The sequence below is a fragment of the Burkholderia stagnalis genome (assembly GCF_902830275.1).
Classification (GTDB): domain Bacteria; phylum Pseudomonadota; class Gammaproteobacteria; order Burkholderiales; family Burkholderiaceae; genus Burkholderia; species Burkholderia stagnalis.
In genome coordinates this window covers 603,899-624,395 of sequence record NZ_CADESW010000002.1, presented here as the reverse complement: position 1 = coordinate 624,395, position 20,497 = coordinate 603,899, and the positions used below count along the sequence as shown (strand labels likewise).

Genomic DNA, 20,497 nt, shown 5'->3' with positions numbered 1-20,497 from the left:
GTAAGCGTTGAAGCGCCAACTCTGGTCGACACAGGAGTGAAACGATGAAGCGATATGGCGTAGGCGAAGCGAAGGGCACGGGCGGCCAGGTGATGCCGTTTGCGCGTGCGGTCGAAGCCGACGGCTGGCTGTACGTGTCGGGCCAGACGCCGATGGTGAACGGCGAGGTGGTCGAAGGCGGGATCGTCACGCAGTCGAAGCAGACGATCGAGAACGTGATCGCGATCCTGAAGGAAGCCGGCTACGGCCTCGAGCACGTCGTGCGCTGCGGCGTGTGGCTCGACGACGCGCGCGATTTCGCGTCGTTCAACAAGGTATTCGTGTCGTACTTCGGCGAGCATCCGCCGGCGCGCGCGTGCGTGCAGTCGAGCATGGTGATCGACTGCAAGGTCGAGGTCGATTGCATCGCTTACAAGGCGCCGGTGAAGTAACGCGGCGACTGCGAATCGTTGTTCAACGGGGCTGGCGCATTGGCATGTGCCGGCCCCGTTGCGTAGAGGCGGGTTCGATTGATTTCTTGTCGGTTGCGTTTGATGCCGGGATTTAGCGTTTTGTAACAAAGCCGTTCCAACCGTGGGGAAGACGCGTCGCTTTCGCTTGGCGGAAAGAGCCGAGGTTGGGATGTTGTTCGAGAATAGCGTCGACAATCTTGGATAAACGGAATCCGAGATCGCATTGTATGGTCTTGTCAAGATAAGAATTCTCTGGATGAGTCAGATCGTGACCAACAAGCCCGCACCGAACAAGGCATCACCAACTCCCGAGACCGTCATTTCCCGCCTGAAGCAATTGCCGTTTGCCTTTCCTTTCCTGCGCAAAGAACAAAGCAAATCCGGGAAGTCTTCAAGATTTACCGACGAGCATGAGATTTACCGGCTGCTTGCTGAACGCGAGCCGACCGGCACGTATCTCGTCAGCCGCAAGGGGATGTGGCACGGCGGAATTCACGTCACCGAGGCGGGTGCCGGACAGGTCCTAGATCTCGAGGCGGGATTGCGCTGCATTGCCGACGGCGTGCTGATCGCGTTTCGCATCAACAAGACCTATCCGGTCAGCGAGATCGCATCGACCAGCAGCAATGCACCGGTTCAGGCACCGTACAGTACCGGCTTTGCGCTGGTGCGGCACACGATGGAATTTCCGCGAGGCAAGACGCTGACGTTCTACAGCCTGTACATGCACCTGATGTCGCACGAAGACTATGCGAACTTCCCGAAGCGGGAGAAGCCGACATACTGGTCAAGGCAGTGGCAGGTGACGCAGCATGCTCAGGACAAGCCGGCACCGGGTCGTGGCGGGCAGGTGCCGGATCCGGCTCAACTGGGGCTGCGGGTTCGCAAAAGTCATCCCCGCGGCGAAACGATCGGTATTCTTCCGCACGGAGCGAGCGTCAGCATTGGTAAGAGGGAGAAAGGTTGGGGCCAGGTAGCTGACTTGCATGGCGCGTCGCCGTATCCGGCCGAGGCAGGCGGCTATGTCGAGCCGTCCGGTACCATCGGCGGTTGGGTTTATCTCGGCCAGGAAAATGGCGGGCCAGTTGTTCAGGAAGTATTCCCCGACTCGATATTCGATAGGGTGATCGTGACAACGGCCTCACAGAAAGCAGAGGGTATCCCGATCAAGGCGGGCGAACTGATCGGCCACCTCGGCCGATACGACTCGCTGAACCAATGCACGTCCGGAACCCGGATGGCGCACATCGAGGTGTTTTGCGACGACAGTATCCAGTCGTTTCTCGAACAGGGGAGGGCATGGGTCAACGAGCACGGCCCGCACAAGGAGCACTGGACGGCGCTGGGCTTGCCCGTCGAGCCGACGATTTTGCGAATCGCTCCGGGTACGGTCCTCTGTCAACGTACGGAGGATAAGAAGAAGTTTGTCCCAGGCGCCGACCCGCAGTCGAGAAAGACAGACACAGTCCAGGTGTATTCGCTCGGCGAACTGGCGCGTGACCCGAATCGGCGGATTCCCGAGCCGCGCCCCAATCCCGATCCGGGTTACCCGGTGAACTGGTGGCACGTAGGCGGTGTGAATGCGCACGGTCAGCCGATCGATGGTTGGGTGTGCGACTTTAACCACCCGAGCGGCCGGGTAACGCGGGAATTCGCGCAGAAGTGGATCGACTTCGAATGCGTGGCGGATGCCCATGACGTAGCGCATACGATCTTTGCCACGACCCAGAAGTGGGTTGACTATGCGCGCGGCGCCAATGTTGCCGATCTCGCTTCACGTGTGAATCTTAGCCCGTTGATGCTCAAGGTATACGACGCCCTTTTCACAAAAGGCGATGGGAAACAAGCGGCGGACGAACTGTGCACGCTGTCGCAGACCGAGCGTGGCGGATATCCGTGGCTTATGCAGGCTGCATCTCGGCTGATCGTCGAGCATGAAAGCGAGTGGGCAAACCCGTCGAAATGGAAGCAATTGATTGCCGAGCTGGAAAAGCAAGGGGGCCCAAAGCCACAGCACGAGGAAGAACAGAAGCGCATCGATAAGCTCGCGTGGTGGGATGACGTGAGAGCCCACATCCCGGGATTCCCCGGGCCGATTTTTTTTCATGTCAATCCGATTGGCATTATTGGCGCTTTCTCTCAAAGTGGAGGGGATTGCGACTGTGGTTGTTGCGTGACGGTTACTGGGACGCGCTTCAAAAAGTCTGCGGATACCTTTTGGTACGGGCCGCTACATACGGGATCGATATCATTGGGTGACTGCCCGGCGTTAACTACGCTGCGGACCAACGGGACCATAAGCGAGACAGAGGAGAAGATTGTGCGCGCTATGGCCCAGAACGAAGGCAAGGTGGATACAGTTCAGGCGATCGACATAGCGATTATTAGCGCTGGGGCAATGCAGAAGACCATCCGTGGCTCGGAAAGCAAGGGCGAACTAGCTGTTCAGATTGCCGATTTCCGAGATGCATATCCTGACGAATACCAACAATATTTTTCCAATTGCGGTTGGACTGTCACTGGCTCGGGCAATGAAGCAGTGTTGGGGTATGCGCACTCGACATTTACAAATGGTATTCGGCTGATTGGAGGCGATCTTTACGCTGCGCTGCGGCGTGATTTTTCGAAAGAGACTTTCGGCAAGTCCGTGGAGTGTCCTCCAATCGCATCGATGGCTCACGCTGTGTCTTCGCCCCTATATCAAGAGCTGCAAATCAAGGATTTCATCGCCCGTCTCAATCGAGCCATTGATAAGCTCCCTCGTGGTTATCCGTATCGAATCGGGGATTATCTGCATTCGTCACTCGGGCGAGCGACCGTCTTGGATCAGGACGTCAATTGGCCCAGTGCTACGTCAAGCAGTATGAAAGCTTCGCTGGATCGATTCTTTCAACGCAATCCCACGGTCTCGCGCAATCCTGCAGAGTGGGGGGAAAACAGGAGCGCGTACGAAGCGAGCATTGTGCAGGACTACGGCCCGTCGCGTGCTATGGCGAATGTTAATGGGGTGTCGGTCGCACCTGGCCGATATCATCATCTGGAGCAAATCTTGGGAATGCCGTCGTGAAAAGCGCGATTTTTGAATGTATGACTCCAACTGCCTTGCTGTTTCGAATCGGCTTGTCTCGTCTTCATGTTGTTCGTATCGGCACGGTGTTCGTCAAGATCGTGTTACTAAACGGCCTTGCTGCCGCCGCGCCCCAGTCCACACTTCAGTTTGCATTGCCGGGCGGGGCAGAAATTGTCTATAGCAACGCTGTGAACCCTCATGATCCATTGCCCGAACGTTCCTGGAAAAATGCAGTTTTCTACTTCCCGAATGGAATGGGGTTCGACCTGCTGCAAAAAACTGATGAGTCGAACGCGGATGGCAGCACGCAAATGGAACCTCCCAGCGAGGGCAATATCTCGCCGTCTGGTCAATACGTAGTCGTCGCGCGAGGTGAACAGGGAACAGTATCGACGGGGCCAGGGCAACCGGAGTCCGTGCTGAGTCGGGAGTACTGTTCGATGATCGAGATCCGCACCGGATGTATTACCGCCGATCAAACTGGCGAGATATGTGGAGCAGGATGGCAGGATGGCCGCCCGGCGCAGTGGGGAACCGACGAGCAGACCTATATGATGGTGAAGAGGGATCGACCATCGGTAAGCCGACAATTGGGCTTCATTGGTACCGGTCAACCCCCGGAACTGACAATTCGCGACGCCGCCGGTGCCGACAATCTCCTGCGTTGCGATCCATTGTCATCGGCTAATCGTGAGTCTTATCGGAAGATTGCCGCCGCCTTGCATGCGGCCGGTGCCGAAAGTGATGCGCGACTAATCGATGTCGAGCTCTCAAAGGCGAATGGCGGTGCCGTTCGTGCATCCAGGTCAACAACGGCGGCAACGGAGCATCGAATCGCAACCGTATCGGTTCAAAAAGCGACTCTTTATACCGCACCCGATGAGACGAACGCGAGCCGAGCCTATCTGATCCAGAACGATGTCGTAACGGTGTTGAAGCAGTCTCCTGTTGGTTGGGTATACGTGGATTACGTCAACGCTTCCGGGAAACACTTGCTTCGATGGATGAAAGCCGATCAACTAGCGATCAAGCAGTGACATGAATCGCTCGGGGACTCTTGGATGGAAGACATCATTGCGTGCAATAACGACCGTATCTATCAAGCAATTGTCAGGGGGTATATCGTTCCATTGGTCTTCGCCAAGAGAAAGAAGGTCTATTTTTTTGTTATTCGCAGCAAGTTACGATGTTATTTGCCTTCGCGCCTAGCGTCCGCGAAGACGATTTTTTTCAGCAAGCAGTCTGTGTTGGCGGGCCGCGAAGTGCCCGCCAGCTTCACTTCATTTACTGCCGCGCCGTCCGCGCGTTATCCGGCATCGGCTGGTTGTAGTTCGTGCGGAACGGGTTGATGTCGAGCCCGCCGCGCCGCGTATAACGCGCATACACCGCAAGCTTCACCGGTTTGCACGCATGCAGGATGTCGAGGAAGATGCGCTCGACGCACTGCTCGTGAAAGCCCGTGTGATTGCGGAACGAGATGATGTAGCGCAGCAGGCCCGCGTGGTCGATCTGCGGCCCGACGTAGTGGATCTGCACGCTGCCCCAGTCCGGCTGGCCGGTCACGGGGCAGTTCGATTTCAGCAGGTCGGACACGAGCGTCTCTTCCACCGGCGCCTCGTCGTGCGCAGCGGTGAGCAGCGACGGATCGGGCTCGTAGATGTCGGTGTCGAGATCGAGCCGGTCGAGCGACAGCCCGTCGAGCTCGTCCATCTCGAGCTTGCGGAAGTCGTGCGGCGACACGAGCTGCACGGCGACGCTCGCGCCGCACGCGGCCGACACGTCGCGCTTCAGCGTGTCGCGCACGGCCTCCACGGATTCGAACACGGTCTGCGCGAACGAGCCGAGATACAGCTTGAACGATTTCGATTCGACGATGTTCGGCGATTCGGCCGGCACGAAGAACGTCGCGACCGCGACCTGCGGCTTGCCGCGCGCGTTCAGCCACGACAGCTCGTAGGCGTTCCAGATGTCGGTGCCGAAGAACGGCAGCGACGACGTGATGCCGATCTGCTCGCGCGCGCCGGCGCGCGGGATCGGGAACAGCAGCGACGCGTCGTACGGGTTGTTGTAGACGGTCGCCTTGCCGAGCGGGGAATGTTCGGGATTCATGGTGCGTGACGGTTACGACAGGAACAGACGGTAGGCCGGATTGCCGCTCTCCTCGACGTACGGATAGCCGAGCGCCGCGAGGAAGCGTTCGAACTCCGCGCGGTCGGCTTGCGGCACCTGCAGGCCGACGAGGATCGAGCTGTAGTCCGCGCCCTGGTTGCGGTAATGGAACAGGCTGATGTTCCAGTCCGGCGCCATCGACGACAGGAACTTCATCAGCGCGCCCGGGCGCTCCGGGAATTCGAAGCGGAACAGGCGTTCGTCGTGCGCGAGCGGCGAGCGGCCGCCGACCATGTAGCGGATGTGCTCCTTCGACAGCTCGTCGTGCGTCAGGTCGACCGTCTGGAAGCCGTGCGACTCGAAGTTCGAGGCGATCTCCGCCGATTCGCCGCGGCGCTTGATCTGCACGCCGACGAAGATGTGCGCGGCCTGCGCATCGGCGATCCGGTAGTTGAACTCGGTGACGTTGCGCTCGCCGACGAGCGAGCAGAAGCGCTTGAAGCTGCCGCGTTCCTCGGGGATCGTGACCGCGAACACGGCCTCGCGCGCCTCGCCCACTTCCGCGCGCTCGGCGACGAAGCGCATCCGGTCGAAGTTCATGTTCGCGCCGGACGTGACCGCGACGAGCGTCTGGTTCTCGATGCCTTCGTGCTCCGCGTAGCGCTTCGCGCCCGCGACCGCGAGCGCGCCGGACGGCTCGAGCACGCTGCGCGTGTCCTGGAACACATCCTTGATGGCCGCGCACAGCGCGTCGGTGTCGACCGTCACGACGCCGTCGAGATATTCGCCGCAGAGCCGGAAGGTTTCCTCGCCGACGAGCTTCACCGCGGTGCCGTCCGCGAACAGGCCGACTTCGCTCAGCTCGATGCGCTGGCCGGCCTTGAGCGACTGCGCCATCGCGCACGAATCCTCGGCCTGCACGCCGATCACCTTGATCTCCGGGCGCACCGCCTTCACGTACGCGGCGACGCCGGACGCGAGCCCGCCGCCGCCGATCGGCACGAAGATCGCGTGGATCGGGCCCTGGTGCTGGCGCAGGATCTCCATCGCGATGGTGCCCTGGCCCGCGATCACGTATGGATCGTCGAACGGGTGGACGAACGTGAGGCCGCGTTCTTCCTGCACCTGCAGCGCATGCTTGTACGCGTCGCTATACGATTCGCCCGCCTGGATCACCTCGACGCTCGGGCCGCCGTGCGCGCGCACCGCGTCGACCTTCACCTGCGGCGTCGTGATCGGCACGACGATCACGGCCTTCACGCCCATGCGCGCCGCCGAGAACGCGACGCCCTGCGCGTGGTTGCCTGCCGATGCGGTGATCACGCCGCGCGCGAGCGCGTCGGCCGGAATGTGCGCCATCTTGTTGTACGCGCCGCGCAGCTTGAACGAGAACACCGGCTGGTTGTCCTCGCGCTTCAGGTAAACCGGGTTGCGCAGCCGGGCCGACAGGTTGCGGGCCGGTTCGAGCTCCGTCTCGATCGCGACGTCGTAGACGCGCGCGGTGAGGATTTTCTTCAGATAGTCGTGGGATGCCATGGGCGCTCGCGTGCAGTGCGGATGCAGACATAAAAGATCAATGATAGCGCCAAGGCGCCTTTGCCTCCCAGCCCATGCGATTGCGCACCGTATTGCGGGCAGGCGGCCGGTTTTTTTCCGCGCTTAACCGGCCGGTTACCGACCGGACGGACGGCGAATGGCCGCACGAAATCGCGCTGCGCCCCGGCTGGCGGGGCTTCCGGCCATACCCCCACAGCCAGTCCGACCCCTCACGCGATGCCCGATCATGAGTTAGAATTTCGTTTTGAATCAAGGATCGGAAGATGCAGAGGCACCCTCGGATCGCCCCTTCGACGCCGTCGCCGCGCGCAGCCAGCCCCGCGGCGGAACGGCATGCGCGCCGCGCGCGATCGTGGTGATGGCTCCGAGTGCCGCCAGGCCGTATCGACCCCACGCAATGCGGTCGCCCGCCTGGTAACAGAACAGATTTCCCCAAGATTGCGCCCACCGCGCTCGCCGACGCCCCTGCACGGTGTATCGGCCCTCCGAGTCGTCCGAACATGAACGCACCACAAGTTTTCGATCCGCATGGCGCGGCCGCCGCCGTCGCCGCCGACCCCGCGCCCCGTCTGCGCGAGATTCCGTACAACTACACCTCGTTCTCCGACCGCGAGATCGTGATCCGCCTGCTGGGCGAGGAAGCGTGGGCCGTGCTCGACGAGCTGCGCGCCGAGCGCCGCACCGGCCGCTCGGCCCGGATGCTGTACGAGGTGCTGGGCGACATCTGGGTCGTACGCCGCAACCCGTACCTGCAGGACGACCTGCTCGACAACCCGAAGCGCCGCGCATTGCTGATCGAGGCGCTGAACCACCGCCTGGGCGAGATCGAGAAGCGCCGCCGCGCCGACCTGACCGCCCACCAGGACGACGCGGGCCGCGAGCGCGCGGTGCGCGTCGGGGCGCTCGAGGCCGCCGCGCAGCGCGCGGTAGACGAGTTCGCGGACGAATTCGACAAGATGGCCGAGCTGCGCCGCCGCGCGACCAAGGCGCTCGGCCGCTGCACGCAGAAGGACAACATCCGCTTCGACGGGCTGTCGCGCGTGTCGCACGTGACCGACGCGACCGACTGGCGCGTCGAATACCCGTTCGTCGTGCTGACCCCCGATACCGAAGCCGAGATCGCGGGCCTGATCAAGGCCTGCTTCGAGCTCGGCCTGACGGTGATCCCGCGCGGCGGCGGCACCGGCTATACGGGCGGCGCGGTGCCGCTCACGCCGTTCTCTGCCGTGATCAACACCGAAAAGCTGGAGCAGCTCGGCGCGGTCGAGCTCACCGAGCTGCCGGGTGTCGCGCACAAGGTGCCGACGATCTTCTCCGGCGCGGGCGTCGTCACGCGCCGCGTGACCGAGGCGGCCGAAGCGGCCGGCTACGTGTTCGCGGTCGATCCGACCTCGCTCGACGCGTCCTGCATCGGCGGCAACGTCGCGATGAACGCGGGCGGCAAGAAGGCCGTGCTGTGGGGCACCGCGCTCGACAACCTGGCCTGGTGGCGGATGGTCGACCCGGACGGCAACTGGCTGGAAGTCACGCGCCACGAGCACAACCAGGGCAAGATCCACGACATTCCGGTCGGCCGCTTCGAGCTGAAGTGGTTCGACGGCGCGTACGCGCCGGGCGAGAAGCTGCTGAAGAGCGAGATGCTCGAGATCGAGGGCCGCCGGTTCCGCAAGGAAGGCCTCGGCAAGGACGTCACCGACAAGTTCCTCGCGGGCCTGCCGGGCGTGCAGAAGGAGGGCTGCGACGGGCTGATCACGTCCGCGCGCTGGGTGCTGCACAAGATGCCCGCGCACACGCGCACCGTCTGCCTCGAGTTCTTCGGCCAGGCGCGCGAGGCGATTCCGAGCATCGTCGAGATCAAGGACTACCTGTTCGAGACGTCGAAGCAGGGCGGCGCGATCCTCGCGGGCCTCGAGCACCTCGACGAGCGCTACCTGCGCGCGGTCGGCTACGCGACCAAGAGCAAGCGCAACGCGTTCCCGAAGATGGTGCTGATCGGCGACATCGTCGGCGACGACGCCGATGCGGTCGCGCACGCGACGTCGGAAGTGATCCGGATGGCGAACGGCAAGAGCGGCGAGGGCTTCGTCGCGGTCAGCGCGGAGGCCCGCAAGCGCTTCTGGCTCGACCGCAGCCGCACCGCCGCGATCGCGAAGCACACCAACGCGTTCAAGATCAACGAGGACGTCGTCATCCCGCTGAACCGGATGGGCGAGTACACCGACGGCATCGAGCGGATCAACATCGAGCTGTCGCTGAAGAACAAGCTGCAGCTGATCGACGCGCTGGAAGCGTTCTTCCGCACCGGCAACCTGCCGCTCGGCAAGACCGACGACGCGAACGAGATCCCGAGCGCCGAGCTGCTGGAAGACCGCGTGCAGCAGGCGCTCGAGCTGCTCAAGCGGGTGCGTGCGCGCTGGGAATTCGTGCGCGACCGGCTCGACATGCCGCTGCGCGAGGCGCAGCACTACCTCGTGCAGCTCGGCTACGAGGCGCTCGCCGAGAAGTTCGCGGATCGCGTCGACCAGCAGCCGGGCGTGAACGTGTTCCACGTCACGCAGGATCGCACGGTGCGGATCTCGTGGAAGCAGGAGATCCGCGCGGAGCTCCGCGCGATCTTCAACGGCGGCGCGTTCAAGCAGATCCTCGACGAGGCGCAGGCGATCCACAAGCAGGTGCTGCGCGGCCGCGTGTTCGTCGCGCTGCACATGCACGCGGGCGACGGCAACGTCCACACGAACCTGCCGGTCAACTCCGACAACTACGAGATGCTGCAGGACGCCCACGCGGCGGTCGCGCGCATCATGACGCTCGCGCGTTCGCTCGACGGCGTGATCTCCGGCGAGCACGGCATCGGCATCACGAAGCTCGAGTTCCTGACCGACGACGAGATCGCCGAATTCCGCGCATACAAGCAGCGCGTCGATCCGAACGGCCGCTTCAACAAGGGCAAGCTGCTCGACGGCGCCGACCTGCGCAACGCGTACACGCCGAGCTTCGGGCTGATGGGCTACGAATCGCTGATCATGAAGCAGTCCGACATCGGCGCGATCGCCGATTCGGTGAAGGACTGCCTGCGCTGCGGCAAGTGCAAGCCGGTGTGCGCGACCCACGTGCCGCGCGCGAACCTGCTGTACAGCCCGCGCAACAAGATCCTCGCCACCTCGCTGCTGGTCGAGGCGTTCCTGTACGAGGAGCAGACGCGGCGCGGCGTGTCGATCAAGCACTGGGACGAGTTCAACGACGTGGCCGACCACTGCACGGTCTGCCACAAGTGCGCGACGCCGTGCCCGGTGAAGATCGACTTCGGCGACGTCACGATGAACATGCGCAACCTGCTGCGCAAGATGGGCAAGAAGAAGTTCAACCCGGGCCAGGCCGCGGGCATGTTCTTCCTGAACGCGACCAATCCGCAGACGATCAACGCCGCGCGCAGCGTGATGATGGGCTTCGGCTACAAGGCGCAGCGGGTCGCGAACGACCTGCTGAAGAAGGTCACGGCGAAGCAGACCGCGCACCCGCCGGCGACCGTCGGCAAGCCGCCGGTGGTCGAGCAGGTGATCCACTTCGTCAACAAGAAGATGCCGGGCAACCTGCCGAAGAAGACGGCGCGCGCGCTGCTCGACATCGAGGACAACAAGATCGTGCCGATCATCCGCAACCCGAAGACGACGACCGTCGATTCGGAAGCGGTGTTCTACTTCCCGGGCTGCGGCTCGGAGCGCCTGTTCTCGCAGGTCGGCCTCGCGACGCAGGCGATGCTGTGGGAGGCGGGCGTGCAGACCGTGCTGCCGCCGGGCTACCTGTGCTGCGGCTATCCGCAGCGCGGCGCCGGCCAGTACGACAAGGCCGAGAAGATCGTCACCGACAACCGCGTGCTGTTCCACCGGGTCGCGAACACGCTGAACTACCTCGACATCAAGACGGTGGTCGTGTCGTGCGGCACCTGCTACGACCAGCTCGCCGGCTATGAATTCGACAAGATCTTCCCGGGCTGCCGGATCATCGACATCCACGAGTTCCTGCTCGAGAAGGGGATGAAGCTCGACGGCGTGACGGGCACGCGCTACATGTATCACGACCCGTGCCATACGCCGATCAAGACGATGGATCCGGTCAAGCTCGTCAACGAGCTGATGGGCTCGGAGAAGGACGGCTACAAGATCGAGAAGAACGAGCGCTGCTGCGGCGAGTCGGGTACGCTCGCGGTCACGCGTCCGGACGTGTCGACGCAGGTGCGCTTCCGCAAGGAAGAGGAGATCCGCAAGGGTGCGGCAAAACTGCGCAGCATCCCGGTCGTGGCCGGCAGCGCGCCGGCGCCGGCGTCCAACGGCGCGGACGTGAAGATCCTGACCAGCTGCCCGTCGTGCCTGCAGGGCCTGTCGCGCTACAACGAGGATGCGAACATCGAGGCCGACTACATCGTCGTCGAGATCGCGCGCCAGGTGCTCGGCGAGAACTGGATGGCCGACTACGTTGCACGCGCGAACCATGGCGGGATCGAGCGCGTGCTGGTCTAATGCGGGCTTGACCGCACTAGCTGTGCATGGGGCCGGAGTCAGCGCTGAAGCGCTGACTCTCATCGACACAGGGGACCGACGATGGAATGCGTGTTTTGCCGTGAAGACGGCGGCGAGGTGCTGTGGCAGGACGACGTGCTGCGCGTCGTCCTGGCAACGGGCGAGCACGACTACCCGGGCTTCTGCCGGGTGATCTGGGGCGCGCACGTGGCCGAGTTCTCCGATCTCGCCGACGCCGAGCGCGCCCGCGTGATGGATGTCGTCTGCGCGGTCGAGCGCGCGGTGCGGCGCGTGATGCAGCCGAGCAAGGTGAATCTCGCGAGCCTCGGCAACATGGTGCCGCACGTGCACTGGCACGTGATCCCGCGCTTTTCGAACGACGCGCATTTCCCGCAGCCCGTGTGGGCGCCGCGGCAGCGCAGCGTGTCCGAGGCGCTGCTGCGCCTGCGTACCGCGCAGGCCACGTTGCTGCACAATGCGGTGCGCGAAGAGATTCAACGAATGACCGATTCGAGGCAGCCATGAGCGGTTTGACTTCCACGACCCCGATTCCGTCGGGCGTCGTCGTGCACGCGGTGTCGCGCGTGCTCGAATTGCAGTACCCGAGCGGCGAGAGCTACCGCATCCCGTTCGAGCTGATGCGCGTCTATTCGCCGTCGGCCGAGGTGCGCGGCCACGGGCCGGGCCAGGAAACCCTGCAGACCGGCAAGCGCGAGGTGACGATCACCGCGCTCGAGGGCGTCGGCAACTACGCATTGCAGCCCACGTTCTCGGACGGCCATTCGACCGGCATCTATTCGTGGGATTTCCTGTACGAGCTGGCCACGCGCCAGGACGCGCTCTGGCGCGACTATTTCGACAAACTGAAGGCGGCGGGCGTCGATCGCGACGCCCCGATGCCGGCGGCGGGCGCGTCGCACGGCCACTGCCACTGAACGACGGCGCCGGCTCTCGGCGCCGTCTTGCCATTTACTGAGGATCACCGCGATGAGCAAAACCCACTTCGGCTTCGAAAGCGTCGAGGAAAACGATAAAGCGAAGAAAGTGGCGGGCGTGTTCCATTCGGTCGCGAGCAATTACGATCTGATGAACGACCTGATGTCGGCGGGCATGCACCGCGCGTGGAAGGCATTCACGATCGCGCAGGCGAACGTCCGCCCCGGCTACCGGGTGCTCGACATCGCGGCCGGCACGGGCGACCTGACCAAGGCGTTCGCGAAGGCCGCCGGGCCGACGGGCGAGGTCTGGCACACGGACATCAACGAATCGATGCTGCGCGTCGGCCGCGACCGGCTGCTCGACAAGGGCATCGTGACGCCGTCGCTGCTATGCGACGCCGAGAAAATTCCGTTTCCGGACAACTACTTCGACATCGTCACGGTCGCGTTCGGGCTGCGCAACATGACGCACAAGGACGCCGCGCTCGCCGAGATGCGCCGCGTCGCGAAGCCCGGCGGCCGCGTGATGGTGCTGGAATTCTCGAAAGTCTGGGAACCGCTGAAAAAAGCGTACGATCTGTATTCTTTCAAAGTATTACCGTGGCTTGGCGACAAGTTCGCGAAAGATGCAGACAGTTACCGGTATCTTGCTGAATCTATCCGCATGCACCCCGATCAGGACACGCTGAAGACGATGATGGAACAAGCGGGCCTCGATGCCGTCAAATATTACAATTTGTCAGGTGGCGTGGTAGCTTTACACCTAGGAACCAAGTACTAAGGGGTTCTTTCCATACATTTGCCTTACATCTGGAGATGCTGATGTCCCAATCGCGTTCGTTGTTCAACCGTAGCAAGCCGTCGAAGCCCTGGGCGCGACGGCTCGGCACGATGCTGATGGTCGGCCTGCTGACGGCCGGCACGTTCGCATCGCTCGACGCTGAAGCCAAGCGTGTGGGCGGCGGGCGCAGCATCGGCCGCCAGAACTCCACGGTTACGCAGCGCCAGGCCACGCCGCCGGCCCAGCAGCCGATGCAGCAGGCCGCGCCGTCGCAGGCGCAGCGCGCGAACCCGGCCGCACCCGCGCCGGCCGCACCCAACCGCTCGCGCTGGCTCGGGCCGATCGCCGGCCTCGCGGCCGGTCTCGGCATCGCGGCGCTGCTGTCGCACTTCGGCCTGGGCGAGGCGTTCGCCGGCATGATGTCGAACCTGATCGTGATCGCGCTGCTCGCGGCGGTCGGCATCTGGCTGATCCGCAAGTTCATGAACCGCCGCCGCTCGAACGAGCCGGCGTATTCGGCGGGCGGCTCGGCGTCGGCGTCGGGCAACTACTCGCAAGGCCCGTCGTTCCAGGCCGGCAGCGGCAGCAGCTACGCGAACGAAGCGCAGAGCGTGTTCGGCGGCGGCGCGGGGGCGGCGTCGGCGGCAGGTGCGGCCGCGGCGCCGCTGCAGGTGCCGGCGGGCTTCGACACCGAAGCGTTCGTGCGCAGCGCCAAGGTCTATTTCGTGCGCCTGCAGGCCGCGTGGGACCAGGGCAACCTGGCCGACATCCGCGAGTTCACGACGCCTGAAATGTTCGCGGAGATCAAGATCGATCTCGACTCGCGCGGCAACGAGGCGAACCAGACCGATGTCGTGCAGCTCGACGCCGAGCTGGTCGCGATCGAGGATCGCGGCATCGAGCAGTCGGCGAGCGTCCGCTTCCACGGCCTGATCCGCGAATCGGCGAGTGCGCCGGCCGCGCCGTTCGACGAAGTCTGGAACCTGACGAAGTCGGGTGGCCAGGGCTGGTTGCTCGCGGGGATCCAGCAGCTCAACGCACATTGAGCGCCGGCTGCGACCGCTTGCCGCCCGGGCTTGCGGTCGGACACGGGTCGCAGCCGATCCGACGTTACAATAGAAACCCGCGCGGGCGTCCGGCCCGCGCGGGTTTTTTCTTTCCCAGCCCGATGACCTTTGCCGCCAAGCCTTTTGCTGCTGCTGTCAATCACCTGCTCGCGCGCGAATCCTGGGCGCGTGACCGCCTGATTCCCTATGCGGGCAAGACCGCCCGTCTCGACGTGCCGCCCGTCACGCTCACGCTGCTGGTGCAGCCCGATGGCTATCTGAGCGCGGTCGATGCGCAGGAGGCGCAGCACGTCGACGTGTCGATCGCGCTGGCCGGCGACACCGTGGCCGCGTTCCTGCAGGGCGGGCAGCCGGCCGTGATGAAGCATGTGAAGATCGAGGGCGACGCGGAGTTCGCGACGCAGATCGCGAAGCTGGCCGAGCACCTGCGCTGGGAACCGGAAGAAGATCTCGCGAAGCTGGTCGGCGACGCGGCTGCGCACCGGATCGCGACGGTCGTGCGCGACGCGGGCGCCCGCGCGCGCCGCACCGGCCGCAATGTGCTCGATTCTCTCGCCGAGTATTGGCTCGACGAGAATCCGCAAGTGGTCCGGCGTGCGTCGCTCGCGGACTTCGACGCCGAACTGGCGCGCGCGCGCGACGCGCTCGCCCGCGTCGAGAAGCGGGTCGAGCGACTCGAACAAAAAACCGGCGTACGTGCGGGCGGCAGCCCGCGCGGCACGCACTGAGGGCCGCCGGGCATGCGCATTTTCCGTTTCATCAAGATTGTCTACACCGTCATCCGTTTCGGCCTCGACGAGGTCATGCTGTCCCGCATCGACGACCGGCGTGTGAAGCTGCTGTTGCGCATCACGACGATCGGCCGCCGCTATTCCGACCCGCCCGCGGTGCGGCTGCGCCACGCGCTCGAGAGCCTCGGCCCGATCTTCGTGAAGTTCGGCCAGGTGCTGTCGACGCGCCGCGACCTGCTGTCGGTCGATTTCGCGAACGAGCTCGCGAAGCTGCAGGACCAGGTGCCGCCGTTCGATTCGTCGGTCGCGATCTCGATCATCGAGAAATCGCTCGGCGCGCCGGTCGACGAGCTGTTCGACGAGTTCGAGCGCGAGCCGGTCGCGAGCGCGTCGATCGCGCAGGTGCATTTCGCGAAGCTCAAGCAGGGCGTGCATGCGGGCAAGTCGGTCGCCGTGAAGGTGCTGCGCCCGAACATGCTGCCCGTGATCGATTCCGATCTCGCGCTGATGCGCGACATCGCGACCTGGACCGAGCGCATGTGGGCCGATGGCCGGCGCCTGAAGCCGCGCGAGGTGGTCGCCGAATTCGACAAGTACCTGCACGACGAGCTCGACCTGATGCGCGAGGCGGCGAACGGCAGCCAGCTGCGCCGCAACTTCGCGGGCCTCGACCTGCTGCTCGTGCCGGAGATGTTCTGGGATTTCTCGACGTCGCAGGTGCTCGTGATGGAGCGCATGACGGGCGTGCCGATCAGCCAGGTCGAGACGCTGCGCGCGGCGGGCGTCGACATCAAGAAGCTCGCGCGCGAAGGCGTCGAGATCTTCTTCACGCAGGTGTTCCGCGACGGTTTCTTCCATGCGGACATGCACCCCGGCAACATCCAGGTGAGCCTCGACCCGAAGACTTTCGGCCGCTACATCGCGCTCGATTTCGGGATCATCGGCGCGCTGTCCGATTTCGACAAGAACTACCTCGCGCAGAACTTCCTCGCATTCTTCAAGCGCGACTACCACCGCGTCGCGACGCTGCACCTCGAGTCGGGCTGGGTGCCGCCGGACACGCGCGTCGAGGAGCTCGAAAGCGCGATCCGCGCGGTGTGCGAGCCGTATTTCGACCGCGCGCTGAAGGACATCTCGCTCGGCCAGGTGCTGATGCGGCTGTTCTCGACGTCGCGCCGCTTCAATGTCGAGATCCAGCCGCAGCTCGTGCTGCTGCAGAAGACGATGCTGAACGTCGAGGGGCTCGGCCGCTCGCTCGACCCCGAGCTCGACCTGTGGAAGACGGCGAAGCCGTATCTCGAGCGCTGGATGACCGAGCAGATCGGCCTGCGCGGCTGGTACGAGCGCTTCAAGGTCGAGGCGCCGCAATGGAGCAAGACGCTGCCGCAACTGCCGCGCCTGATCCACCACGCGATGGCCGCGCGCCACGACGCGCCGCGCGCGGCGAGCGAGGAGCTGATGCGGCAGATCCTGGTCGAGCAGAAGCGCACCAACCGGCTGCTGCAGGCGCTGCTGATCTTCGGCCTGGCCGTGGGCGTCGGCGCGCTGGTCGCGCGGGTGCTGCTCGCGCTTGCCTACAGCGCGTGACGCAAGGAAGGAGAGCCGCGATGCCCGACCCGACCCGTGACCCTTCGCCGGCTACCCCGGTCGCAGCGGATTTCTCGACGCGTGACCCTGGTCACGCATCGTTCTGGGACGAGCGCTTCGCGCGCGGCGTGACGCCGTGGGAATACGGCGGCGTGCCCGACGGCTTTCGCGCGTTCGCGGGCCGTCGCGAGCCGTGCGCGGTACTGATTCCCGGTTGCGGCAGCGCGCAGGAAGCCGGGTGGCTCGCGCAGGCCGGCTGGCCCGTGCGGGCGATCGATTTTGCCGCGCAGGCGGTTGCCGCCGCGCAGGCGCAGCTCGGCGTGCACGCGGGCGTCGTCGAGCAGGCGGATTTCTTCGCATATGCGCCGCCGTTCGACGTGCAGTGGGTCTACGAACGCGCGTTCCTGTGCGCATTGCCGCGCGACCGGCGTGCCGACTACGCGCAGAAGATGGCCGCGCTGCTGCCGGCGGGCGGCGTGCTGGCAGGTTACTTCTTCATCGGCGCGACGCCGAAGGGGCCGCCGTTCGGCATCGATCGCGCGGAACTCGACGCGCTGCTCGGGCCGCACTTCGAGCTGATCGAGGATCTGCCGGTGGCCGATTCGCTGCCCGTGTTCGACGGGCGCGAGCGCTGGCTCACGTGGCGCCGCCGCTGACGCCGGCGCGTCGCGGCGATTGCCGGGGCGCGTTGGGGTTTCGGATATAATTCAAGGTTTTGCAAGCCGTTTCTAGTTTCTGCGGGAAAAAATCATGCCGATCTACGCCTATCGATGCGAAGCGTGCGGTTTCGCGAAGGATGTGCTCCAGAAGATGAGCGACGCGCCGCTGTCGCAATGTCCCGAATGCGGGAAGGATGCATTTCGCAAGCAGCTGACCGCTGCGGGCTTCCAGCTGAAGGGCTCGGGTTGGTATGTCACCGATTTCCGCGGCGGCTCGGGCGGCACCAGCGCGACGGCGAGCACGCCCGCGTCGGGCGAAGCGGCGCCGGCCGCCGCGCCGGCGGCGGGCTCGGACAGCGCGGCGAGCGCCCCTGCGGCGAGCGCGCCCGCGCCGTCGGCGACGCCCGCGGCCGGCAGTTGACTGGCGCGGCCCGTCCGGGCCGCGCGCAATCCGCGCCTCCGGCGCGGTTTTTTGACGGCAGATGATGAAAAAGACGACCCTGAAATCGGTGTTTCTGACCGGCCTGCTGGTTCTCGTCCCGCTCGCGATCACGCTGTGGGTGCTCGGTCTCATCATCGGCACGATGGATCAGACGCTGCTGCTGCTGCCGGAGTCGTGGCAGCCGGAGCGGATGTTCGGCTTCCGGGTGCCGGGGATCGGCGCGGTGCTGACGCTCGCGTTCATCTTCGTCGTCGGGCTCGCGACGCAGAACTTCATCGGCCAGAAGCTCGTCACGTGGTGGAACGCGGTCGTGCGGCACATCCCGGTCGTCGGGCCGATCTACACGAGCGTCAAGCAGGTGTCGGACACGCTGCTGTCGAGCAGCGGCAATGCGTTCCGCAAGGCGCTGCTGATCGAATATCCGCGCCGCGGCTCGTATACGATCGCGTTTCTGACCGGCACGCCCGGCGGCGACGTGGTCAATCATCTGACGGAAGAATACGTGAGCGTGTACATCCCGACGACGCCGAACCCGACGTCCGGCTTCTTCCTGATGCTGCCGAAGAGCGAAGTCATCGAACTCGACATGTCGGTCGATGCCGCGCTGAAGTACATCGTCTCGATGGGCGTGGTGGCGCCCCCGGCGCCGGCCCCGGCGCCCGCCCGCCGCCCCGTCGAGCCGCCGCTGTAAAGAATCATTGCCCGGGCCGCGTTGCGGCGCCCGTTGATCAAACCGAACGAAAGCAAACATCATGTCGATGCGAACTGAATACTGCGGTCTCGTGACCGAACACCTGCTGGGCCAAACCGTGTCGCTGTGCGGCTGGGTGCAGCGCCGCCGCGACCACGGCGGTGTGATCTTCATCGACCTGCGCGATCGTGAAGGCCTCGTGCAGGTCGTGTGCGATCCGGATCGCGCGGAGATGTTCGCGACCGCCGAAGGCGTGCGCAACGAGTTCTGCGTCCAGGTGAAGGGCCTCGTGCGCAACCGTCCGGAAGGCACGGTCAACGCCGGCCTGAAGAGCGGCAAGATCGAAGTGCTGTGCCACGAGCTGACCGTGCTGAACGCGTCGGTCACGCCGCCGTTCCAGCTCGACGACGACAACCTGTCGGAAACGACGCGCCTCACGCACCGCGTGCTCGACCTGCGCCGCCCGCAGATGCAGCACAACCTGCGCCTGCGCTACCGCGTCGCGATCGAGGCGCGCAAGTACCTCGACGAGCAGGGCTTCATCGACATCGAGACGCCGATGCTCACGAAGAGCACGCCGGAAGGCGCGCGCGACTATCTCGTGCCGTCGCGCGTGAACGCGGGCCAGTTCTTCGCGCTGCCGCAGTCGCCGCAGCTGTTCAAGCAGCTGCTGATGGTCGCGAACTTCGACCGCTACTACCAGATCACCAAGTGCTTCCGCGACGAGGACCTGCGTGCCGACCGTCAGCCGGAATTCACGCAGATCGACTGCGAGACGTCGTTCCTCGGCGAGCAGGAAATCCGCGACCTGTTCGAGGACATGATCCGTCACATCTTCAAGACGACGATCGACGTCGAGCTGGATGCGAAATTCCCGGTCATGCCGTACTCGGAAGCGATGGCGCGCTTCGGCTCGGACAAGCCGGACCTGCGCGTGAAGCTCGAGTTCACCGAGCTGACCGACGCGATGAAGGACGTCGAGTTCAAGGTGTTCAGCACGCCGGCCAACGCGAAGGACGGCCGTGTCGCGGCGCTGCGCGTGCCGAAGGGCGCCGAGCTGTCGCGCGGCGACATCGACGGCTACACCGAGTTCGTGCGCATCTACGGCGCGAAGGGCCTCGCGTGGATCAAGGTCAACGAAAAATCGAAGGGCCGTGACGGCCTGCAGAGCCCGATCGTCAAGAACCTGCATGACGCGTCGATCGCGGCGATCCTCGAGCGCACCGGCGCGGAAGACGGCGACATCATCTTCTTCGCGGCGGATCGTGCGAAGGTCGTGAACGACAGCCTCGGCGCGCTGCGCCTGAAGATCGGCCACTCGGAATTCGGCAAGGCGAGCGGCCTCGTCGAAGCCGGCTGGAAGCCGCTGTGGGTCGTCGACTTCCCGATGTTCGAATACGACGACGAAGACGCGCGCTACGTTGCCGCGCACCACCCGTTCACGAGCCCGAAGGACGAGCATCTCGAGTACCTCGAGACCGACCCGGGCCGCTGCCTCGCGAAGGCGTACGACATGGTGCTGAACGGCTGGGAAATCGGCGGCGGCTCGGTGCGTATCCACCGCGAGGAAGTGCAGAGCAAGGTGTTCCGCGCGCTGAAGATCGGCGCGGAAGAAGCGCAGCTCAAGTTCGGCTTCCTGCTGGACGCGCTGCAGTACGGCGCGCCGCCGCACGGCGGTATCGCATTCGGTCTCGACCGCATCGTCACGATGATGGCCGGCGCCGACTCGATCCGCGACGTGATCGCGTTCCCGAAGACGCAGCGTGCGCAGGACCTGCTCACGCAAGCGCCGAGCCCTGTCGACGAGCGCCAACTGCGCGAGCTGCACATCCGCTTGCGTCAGCCGGAACAGCCGAAGGCGTAAGGTCTCCTTCGCTTTTGCCGCGCGCGTGGCGA

At 64.6% G+C, this 20,497-nt stretch carries 16 protein-coding genes; 14 read left to right on the top strand and 2 right to left on the bottom strand.

Annotated elements, in window-relative coordinates:
• The first annotated feature begins 44 nt into the window (after positions 1-44).
• The 3 genes from HWY45_RS06845 to HWY45_RS06835 all read left to right on the top strand — a co-directional run bounded on the left by HWY45_RS06845 (position 45) and on the right by HWY45_RS06835 (position 4,559).
• A complete protein-coding gene (locus tag HWY45_RS06845; protein WP_014896068.1) occupies positions 45-431 on the top strand; it encodes a RidA family protein in 387 nt (128 codons plus the stop codon).
• 277 nt (positions 432-708) lie between these two features.
• A complete protein-coding gene (locus tag HWY45_RS06840) occupies positions 709-3,519 on the top strand; it encodes a hypothetical protein (RefSeq protein ID WP_230946766.1) in 2,811 nt (936 codons plus the stop codon).
• Positions 3,516-4,559, top strand: a complete 1,044-nt coding sequence (locus HWY45_RS06835; RefSeq protein ID WP_150999219.1) for a hypothetical protein — start codon at positions 3,516-3,518, stop codon at positions 4,557-4,559. Before HWY45_RS06840 ends, HWY45_RS06835 begins: the two co-directional genes overlap by 4 nt.
• A 247-nt stretch (positions 4,560-4,806) precedes the next feature.
• On the opposite strand, the gene queF is transcribed toward HWY45_RS06835, so the two are convergent.
• A complete protein-coding gene (queF, locus tag HWY45_RS06830; protein ID WP_059804064.1) occupies positions 4,807-5,631 on the bottom strand; it encodes an NADPH-dependent 7-cyano-7-deazaguanine reductase QueF in 825 nt (274 codons plus the stop codon).
• A 12-nt stretch (positions 5,632-5,643) separates the two neighbouring features.
• Positions 5,644-7,167: a threonine ammonia-lyase, biosynthetic gene (gene ilvA / locus HWY45_RS06825; protein ID WP_059879904.1), complete on the bottom strand. Its 1,524-nt coding sequence runs from the start codon at positions 7,165-7,167 to the stop codon at positions 5,644-5,646.
• 521 nt (positions 7,168-7,688) lie between these two features.
• On the opposite strand from ilvA, the gene HWY45_RS06820 reads away from it, so the two are divergent.
• From HWY45_RS06820 to aspS, 11 genes are all read left to right on the top strand, one after another.
• Complete coding sequence (locus HWY45_RS06820) at positions 7,689-11,705, top strand: DUF3683 domain-containing protein (protein ID WP_059879903.1); 4,017 nt, start codon at positions 7,689-7,691, stop codon at positions 11,703-11,705.
• 81 nt (positions 11,706-11,786) lie between these two features.
• The gene (locus HWY45_RS06815; protein WP_059804054.1) at positions 11,787-12,230 is read left to right on the top strand and encodes an HIT family protein; all 444 of its coding nucleotides are present in this window, start codon (positions 11,787-11,789) and stop codon (positions 12,228-12,230) included.
• On the top strand, positions 12,227-12,640 hold the full coding sequence (locus HWY45_RS06810) for a gamma-butyrobetaine hydroxylase family protein (RefSeq protein ID WP_059566122.1): 414 nt from the start codon (positions 12,227-12,229) through the stop codon (positions 12,638-12,640). The genes HWY45_RS06815 and HWY45_RS06810 overlap by 4 nt, the downstream gene beginning before the upstream one ends.
• Before the next feature lie 52 nt (positions 12,641-12,692).
• Positions 12,693-13,424 carry a bifunctional demethylmenaquinone methyltransferase/2-methoxy-6-polyprenyl-1,4-benzoquinol methylase UbiE gene (gene ubiE, locus HWY45_RS06805; RefSeq protein WP_059566121.1) on the top strand — a complete coding sequence of 244 codons (732 nt, stop codon included), beginning with the start codon at positions 12,693-12,695 and terminating at the stop codon, positions 13,422-13,424.
• A 41-nt stretch (positions 13,425-13,465) separates the two neighbouring features.
• Entirely contained in the window at positions 13,466-14,470 is a 1,005-nt protein-coding gene (locus HWY45_RS06800; RefSeq protein WP_059879981.1) for a Tim44 domain-containing protein, read from the top strand.
• A gap of 122 nt (positions 14,471-14,592) precedes the next feature.
• A complete protein-coding gene (locus HWY45_RS06795; protein ID WP_059804051.1) occupies positions 14,593-15,219 on the top strand; it encodes a ubiquinone biosynthesis accessory factor UbiJ in 627 nt (208 codons plus the stop codon).
• A 12-nt stretch (positions 15,220-15,231) separates the two neighbouring features.
• The gene (gene ubiB, locus HWY45_RS06790; RefSeq protein WP_059566119.1) at positions 15,232-16,809 is read left to right on the top strand and encodes a ubiquinone biosynthesis regulatory protein kinase UbiB; all 1,578 of its coding nucleotides are present in this window, start codon (positions 15,232-15,234) and stop codon (positions 16,807-16,809) included.
• Positions 16,810-16,829: 20 nt separating this feature from the next.
• The gene (locus tag HWY45_RS06785) at positions 16,830-17,465 is read left to right on the top strand and encodes a class I SAM-dependent methyltransferase (protein ID WP_059804048.1); all 636 of its coding nucleotides are present in this window, start codon (positions 16,830-16,832) and stop codon (positions 17,463-17,465) included.
• A gap of 94 nt (positions 17,466-17,559) precedes the next feature.
• A complete protein-coding gene (locus HWY45_RS06780; protein ID WP_059879900.1) occupies positions 17,560-17,889 on the top strand; it encodes an FmdB family zinc ribbon protein in 330 nt (109 codons plus the stop codon).
• Between the two features lie 61 nt (positions 17,890-17,950).
• Entirely contained in the window at positions 17,951-18,601 is a 651-nt protein-coding gene (locus HWY45_RS06775; protein WP_017334179.1) for a DUF502 domain-containing protein, read from the top strand.
• Positions 18,602-18,662: 61 nt separating this feature from the next.
• The gene (gene aspS, locus HWY45_RS06770) at positions 18,663-20,465 is read left to right on the top strand and encodes an aspartate--tRNA ligase (protein WP_059566116.1); all 1,803 of its coding nucleotides are present in this window, start codon (positions 18,663-18,665) and stop codon (positions 20,463-20,465) included.
• Positions 20,466-20,497 lie beyond the last annotated feature (32 nt).

Bases quoted from the DNA above. Each gene is read 5' to 3' on its own strand.
- HWY45_RS06820 (WP_059879903.1), top strand. From the start codon at position 7,689: ATGAACGCACCACAAGTTTTCGATCCGCATGGCGCGGCCGCCGCCGTC.
- HWY45_RS06795 (WP_059804051.1), top strand. From the start codon at position 14,593: ATGACCTTTGCCGCCAAGCCTTTTGCTGCTGCTGTCAATCACCTGCTC.
- HWY45_RS06800 (WP_059879981.1), top strand. From the start codon at position 13,466: ATGTCCCAATCGCGTTCGTTGTTCAACCGTAGCAAGCCGTCGAAGCCC.
- HWY45_RS06810 (WP_059566122.1), top strand. From the start codon at position 12,227: ATGAGCGGTTTGACTTCCACGACCCCGATTCCGTCGGGCGTCGTCGTG.
- HWY45_RS06785 (WP_059804048.1), top strand. From the start codon at position 16,830: ATGCCCGACCCGACCCGTGACCCTTCGCCGGCTACCCCGGTCGCAGCG.
- HWY45_RS06775 (WP_017334179.1), top strand. From the start codon at position 17,951: ATGATGAAAAAGACGACCCTGAAATCGGTGTTTCTGACCGGCCTGCTG.
- ilvA (WP_059879904.1), bottom strand. From the start codon at position 7,167: ATGGCATCCCACGACTATCTGAAGAAAATCCTCACCGCGCGCGTCTAC.
- HWY45_RS06840 (WP_230946766.1), top strand. From the start codon at position 709: ATGAGTCAGATCGTGACCAACAAGCCCGCACCGAACAAGGCATCACCA.
- ubiB (WP_059566119.1), top strand. From the start codon at position 15,232: ATGCGCATTTTCCGTTTCATCAAGATTGTCTACACCGTCATCCGTTTC.
- HWY45_RS06815 (WP_059804054.1), top strand. From the start codon at position 11,787: ATGGAATGCGTGTTTTGCCGTGAAGACGGCGGCGAGGTGCTGTGGCAG.
- HWY45_RS06780 (WP_059879900.1), top strand. From the start codon at position 17,560: ATGCCGATCTACGCCTATCGATGCGAAGCGTGCGGTTTCGCGAAGGAT.
- aspS (WP_059566116.1), top strand. From the start codon at position 18,663: ATGTCGATGCGAACTGAATACTGCGGTCTCGTGACCGAACACCTGCTG.
- HWY45_RS06845 (WP_014896068.1), top strand. From the start codon at position 45: ATGAAGCGATATGGCGTAGGCGAAGCGAAGGGCACGGGCGGCCAGGTG.
- queF (WP_059804064.1), bottom strand. From the start codon at position 5,631: ATGAATCCCGAACATTCCCCGCTCGGCAAGGCGACCGTCTACAACAAC.
- ubiE (WP_059566121.1), top strand. From the start codon at position 12,693: ATGAGCAAAACCCACTTCGGCTTCGAAAGCGTCGAGGAAAACGATAAA.